This is a genomic window from Kitasatospora sp. NPDC058218, assembly GCF_042882445.1.
Lineage (GTDB): Bacteria > Actinomycetota > Actinomycetes > Streptomycetales > Streptomycetaceae > Kitasatospora.
Genome location: NZ_JBHVWC010000142.1, coordinates 1 through 5,352, shown reverse-complemented (window position 1 = coordinate 5,352; position 5,352 = coordinate 1). Strand labels below are relative to the sequence as shown.

The window sequence follows — 5,352 nt, the reverse complement described above, 5'->3', positions numbered from 1 at the left end:
ATGACGGCTTCGGTGCGCAGGGGGTTGATCTCGGAGACGGCGCCGACGAGCGTGGTCTTGCCGACACCGAAGCCGCCGGCGACGACGATCTTCGCGGAGGTGGTGGCGCGGGTGGGGGCGGCCGCGTTAGAGCTTGCGAAGTCCACTGAGGACCCTTTCGAGCAGCGTGACGTCGGGCTGGTTTCCGGATTCGCCGCCGGAAGCGGGCTGGTGGATGGCGACCAGGCCGGCCTCGGCCAGGTCGGCCACGAGGATGCGGGCCACCCCCAGAGGAAGGGAGAGCAGCGCCGACACCTCGGCGACGGACTTGACCTCGGTGCACAGGGTGCAGATCCGCTGGTGCTCGGGGAGCAGGGTGGCCAGGCGCTGCGGGTCGACGTTGGCCGAGACGAGCGCCTCCAGCGCCAGCTCGTAGCGCGGCCGGGTCCGTCCGCCGGTCATCGCGAACGGCCGGATCAGCGGGCCCGAGTCGTAGTCGTCCTCGAACTCCTCGACGTACCCCGGGTCCTGGGTCGGCACGTGGCCGGGGCCTGGGCCGTGCTGGCCGGGCTGCGGTCCGGGGGCGGAGTGCCGGCCGGGCAGGTGGCCGGTCCCTCCCGGTGCCGGGTAGCCGGCTGGGGGCGCGTCGTACGAGGGCTGCCGGTCGTACTGGCCGTACTGCTGCTGCTGCGGGTACGGCTGGCCGTACTGCTGCTGGCCGTACTGGCCGTACTCCTGACCGTGGCCGGCGACGCCGGGTGCTCCGAAGGCGTCATGGCCCGTGCCAGGGTACGGAACGCCGTACTGGCCGCTGCGGTCGTCGGGCGGTGTCACGGTTCCTCTCCTCACAAGGTGCGGCGGTGCGGTGCGAGCTCTGGCACAGGTCCGGAGCCGGTGGTGCGAAGGCCGTACAACGTCCGAACCCGAGCCCGCCGAAGCGGGCCCGGGACGGGCGTGGAGGTGCTTCGAATACCAGGACGGTATCCGACGAACCGTCAGTGCAGGAGACTGCCCTGGAGTTCTGCGCGGAGCGCGGGGGTGAGGACGGCGCCGGCGCGGTCGACGAGCAGCGCCATTTCGTAGCCGACGAGACCGATGTCGGAGTCGGGGGACGCCAGGACGGCGAGGGCGGAGCCGTCACTGACGGCCATCAGGAAGAGGAAACCGCGCTCCATCTCGACAACGGTCTGGTTGACCTCGCCGCCCTCGAAGATCCGGCTGGCGCCGGAGGTGAGGGAGGTGAGGCCGGAGGCGACGGCGGCGAGCTGGTCGGCGCGGTCGCGGGGGAAACCTTCGGACATGCACAGCAGGAGGCCGTCCGCGGAGACCACCACCGTGTGCGACACCCCAGGGGTGTTGTCCACGAAATTGGTGATCAGCCAGTTCAGGTTCTGTGCGGCCTGGCTCATCTGACTCAACTCAACGCTCCTGGTGGTTCGAGCCGCCGAAGAGATCGGTGCTGCGGTTCTGCTGTCCGTTGCCGGACGGGTCTACCTGATCGGGGTCGATCCGGAAGCTTCCGGTGTTGCCGGCGCTGCGGCCCTGCTCCACACCGCGGCGCAGGTTGGTGAGCCGGCCACGAACCTCCTCGGGGCTGCGGGAGACCTGCGGCCCGTCCTGCGGAGTGGGCTTGGCGTTGCCGGCCACCAGGTTCTGCTTGGGCACCCGCCGGGGCAGGCCGGACGGGGTGGTCCCGCCGGAGGCGGGCTCGCGCAGCTGCTCGGCGCGCTGCCAGGCACCGTCGTTGGGCGACTGCCAGGCGGCGCTGGTCGGGCCGGTCGGTCCGGTGGGACCGTAGCCGCCCAGCGCGGACACCTCGTGTCCGCGCGGTTCGGTGGGCGCCGAGGTGTCCTTGGCGCCGGCGAACCAGTTCGGGGTCTCGCCGGAGTCCCGGCCGCCGCCCTGCTGCGGTGCCGGCGCCGGGCCGGCACCGGCCAGCTGCTGGCCGGGGCGGCGCTGCGGCAGCCCGGACGGCAGGGTGGCGGTCGTCTCGGCGGCCGGCAGCGCCGGCGGCTCCGGGCTGTACGGGTGGCCGGCCGGGGCCTCCTCGGCCCCGTACTGCTCGTCGGCGTAGCCGGACCGGTCGTAGCCCTGGTACTGGCCGTACTGGTCGTCCTGGCCCTGGTTCTGGCCGTACTGGTCGTCGCCGTACCCCTGCTGCGGGAACCGGCCGTAGGCGTCCTGACCGTAGTCGTTCTGCCCGTACCCGGCCCCGGCGTACCCGTCCTGGTTGTACTGGCCGTCCTGGGCGTACTGGCCGTCCTGGCCGTAGCCGTACTGCTCGTCGGCGTAGCCGGACCGGTCGTACCCCTGCTGGGCGTACTGGCCGTCCTGGTCGTAGCCGTCGTCGTTGCGCCGGCCGTACGCCGGGTACTCGTCCTCGACCTCGGCGTCGACCACCGGCTGCTCGGCGGCGCCGTGCGGGCCGGACTCCAGGGCCGCGCGGCGGACCTGGTCGAGCCGCTGCGAGCGCTGCACGGCCTCCAGGGCCGGGCTGAAGCCGCTGGAGCCGGCGTTGCCGTTGCCGGTGAGGTGGTCGTCGAAGCCCAGTTCGGCGGCGCTGCGCGGCTGGTTCTGGACCTCGGCGGCGGCCCAGTCGGCCGCGGCCGGCTCCTGCTCGGCGAAGATCCGGGAGACGGTGAACTGTTCCTCCGGCTCCGGAGCCGGGCCCATCTGGGTCAGGAACGGCGGGAGCATGACCAGCGAGGTGGTGCCCGCGGACTCGCCGGAGGGGCGGAGCTGGACGCGGACGTCGTGCCGCTGGGAGAGCCGGCCGACCACGAAGAGGCCCATGCGGCGGGAGATGGTGGCGTCGACGGTGGGCGGCTCGGCCAGCTTCTCGTTGATCTCGGCGAAGTCCTCGGCGGTGAGGCCGATGCCCTTGTCGTGGATCTCGACCAGCACCCGGCCGTCCGGCAGGCGGGTGGCGTTGACCAGCACCCGGGTCTGCGGGCTGGAGAACGAGGTGGCGTTCTCCAGCAGCTCGGCGAGCAGGTGGACGAGGTCGGTCACGGCGGCGCCGACGACCTCGGCCTCGGGGATGCCGGAGAGCTCGACGCGCTCGTACTGCTCCACCTCGGACGCGGCGGCGCGGAGCACGTCGACCAGCGGGACCGGGGTGTTCCAGCGGCGGCCGGCCTCCTCGCCCGCGAGGACGAGCAGGTTCTCACCGTTGCGGCGCATACGGGTCGCGAGGTGGTCCAGCTTGAAGAGGTTCTCCAGCTGGTCCGGGTCGGCCTCGTTGTTCTCCAGGTCGGTGATCAGCGCCAGCTGGCGCTGGATCAGGCTCTGGCTGCGGCGCGACAGGTTGGTGAAGATCGCGTTGACGTTCCCTCGCAGCAGGGCCTGCTCGGCGGCGAGTGCGACCGCCTGCCGGTGGACCTGGTCGAAGGCCCGGGCGACCTCGCCGATCTCGTCCTTGCCGTGCAGCGGGATCTGGCTGACCGAGGTGTCCACCCGGTCCGGGTCGGTCTTGGAGAGCTTCTCGACGAGGTCCGGCAGGCGGTGGTCGGCGATCTCCAGGGCGGCGTTGCGCAGGGTGCGCATGCCCAGGATCATCGAGCGGGCCACGTAGCCGGTGAGGACACCGGCGAGGACCAGCGCGGCGAGCACGATCGCCGAGTTGAGGATGGCGTCGTAGAGCGCGTTGTCCCGCAGGTCGGCGGCGTCGTGGAGGACGTCGTCCAGCAGCGCGACCTCGGTGGCGCGCAGGCTGGCGATGTGGGTGTTGGAGGCCTGCTCCCAGTTCTCCTTGGTCAGACCGGCGTCCTTGGCCTCCTTGTAGGCGGCGTCGGCGGCGGCCTTGCCCTTGGACTGGCCCTCGGCGGCGGCCTGGGTGTAGGCGGCGCCGAGGCCCAGCAGGCCCGTCATGGTCGGCACGCTGCCGTTCGGCATCCGGTAGGCGGCGCGCTGGTCGGCGGCGGCCTGGGCGACCTGGGCGTCGGCGTACCGCTTGGCGTCCTCGGGGGCGCTGCCGGTGTTGAACTCGGAGAGCGAGACCTGCTCCAGCTTCTGGGAGACCAGGAGCTGCTGGATCAGGTCGGTGTTCTCGTACCGGGTGGTGGACTGGGCCGAGATGCCGACCAGCAGGTGGAGCATCAGCGCGCGCTGGGTCGAGGCCGAGGCCTTGGCCAGCGACATGGCGTAGATCGCGCGGCCCTTGCTGGTGATGTTGCTGCTGCCGAGGCCGACCGAGTTGTCGTAGGCCAGCAGCGGCGCGATCATCGTCGAGTAGGCGGACTGGGTCGCGGTCGCGAACAGCTCCGGCTTGTAGGCGGTGTCGCGCAGGTGCGGCAGGAAGCCCACCATGCTCTGGAAGGCCGCGTGACGGTGGGGCAGCTCGGCGGACTTGTCGCTGGCCTCGTAGGCCGCGTTGTACGCCTTGATCGCGGTGTCGGTGGTGCTGCGGGTCTTGGCGACGTCGCCGTTCGGGTCCTGGCCGGTCAGCAGGGGGCTGAGCGTCTTGTCGCGCTCGTTCTCCAGCGCCTCGGCGAGCTCGGTGGCCGCCTTGGCGAGGCGGGCGGTCTTCTCGGCGCGCGAGGCCTTGACGTAGCCGTCGACCGAGGTGTTGACGCGCAGGCCGCCGAAGATCAGGCCGATGATGACCGGGATCAGCAGGATGGCTATCAGACGGGCCGGCACACGCCAGTTGCGGGGCCGGAGGAAGTCGTACCGGCTGCCGCCCTTGCCGCCGCTCCCGTCGTCCGCGGAGCCGCTGCCGCGGCGCTCCGTGGAGGCCGCCGGGGGCTTCGGGACGGGCGCCTGGGGGCGCTCCTCGACCGGCGTGAACGCGGAGAATCCGGCCGGGTCCGTTGCGTTACCGTTCGGCTCGCTCTGGCGGGGCTCGGAGCGCCGCTGCGGGGCGACCTGCTGCTTACGCCTCACTCGACAACAACCTCTCGGCCGATTGGCGGCCATGGATCAATCCAGCGCTACCCCTGGCAGCGACCCGCTGCTGGGTGGGACTGCCGTAATGGATTTAGGGGTAGCTGGAATTTCAGCACGTGCAGGGATGGGGGACAAACAGGTGTCGATGGCGGCCCGCTGCGGAACAATTCGGACATTCGCCGACATCGTGGAGCAAAACCGTGGTCTTCTGGCGCTGAGCGATGCTAATTCGCTACACATGGTCACTGTTGATCACAAAATGCCTACCGAACTGTTATCCGCTGCTTATGTGGGGGTCTTGCGTGGGCCGCCCGGACGACACCCGTCCTGTCTGTGCAGGTGCCCCGGCGCCCGACCGTGACGGTGGGCGCCGGGGCTGCCGACCTGCGGCGCTGCTGTTCGCTTCGGTTCGGCGTGGGGCTTGCTCAGCGGAGGCGGGCGAGGAGGGCGTGTTCGACGAGGGTGATGAGGGCGCTCTTGGCGCTG

Annotated in this window: 3 protein-coding genes and 1 pseudogene; all 4 read right to left on the bottom strand. The window is 71.3% G+C overall.

Features of this window, described 5'->3' with window-relative positions:
• Nucleotides 1–146 (bottom strand): annotated as a pseudogene (locus tag ACFVYI_RS42155) (ATP-binding protein); the annotation flags it as partial.
• Nucleotides 127–813 (bottom strand): DUF742 domain-containing protein, encoded by a 687-nt coding sequence (locus tag ACFVYI_RS42150; RefSeq protein ID WP_387895387.1) that lies wholly within the window; start codon nt 811–813, stop codon nt 127–129. The pseudogene ACFVYI_RS42155 and the gene ACFVYI_RS42150, both read right to left, overlap by 20 nt.
• Before the next feature lie 161 nt (nt 814–974).
• Nucleotides 975–1,388, bottom strand: coding sequence for a roadblock/LC7 domain-containing protein (locus ACFVYI_RS42145; RefSeq protein ID WP_030057391.1), 414 nt, complete (start codon nt 1,386–1,388; stop codon nt 975–977).
• Between the two features lie 10 nt (nt 1,389–1,398).
• Nucleotides 1,399–4,863, bottom strand: coding sequence for a nitrate- and nitrite sensing domain-containing protein (locus ACFVYI_RS42140; RefSeq protein WP_387895384.1), 3,465 nt, complete (start codon nt 4,861–4,863; stop codon nt 1,399–1,401).
• Nucleotides 4,864–5,352 lie beyond the last annotated feature (489 nt).

Excerpts from the sequence above, each read along its gene's own strand:
- ACFVYI_RS42145 (WP_030057391.1), bottom strand. The coding sequence starts at position 1,388 with ATGAGCCAGGCCGCACAGAACCTGAACTGGCTGATCACCAATTTCGTG.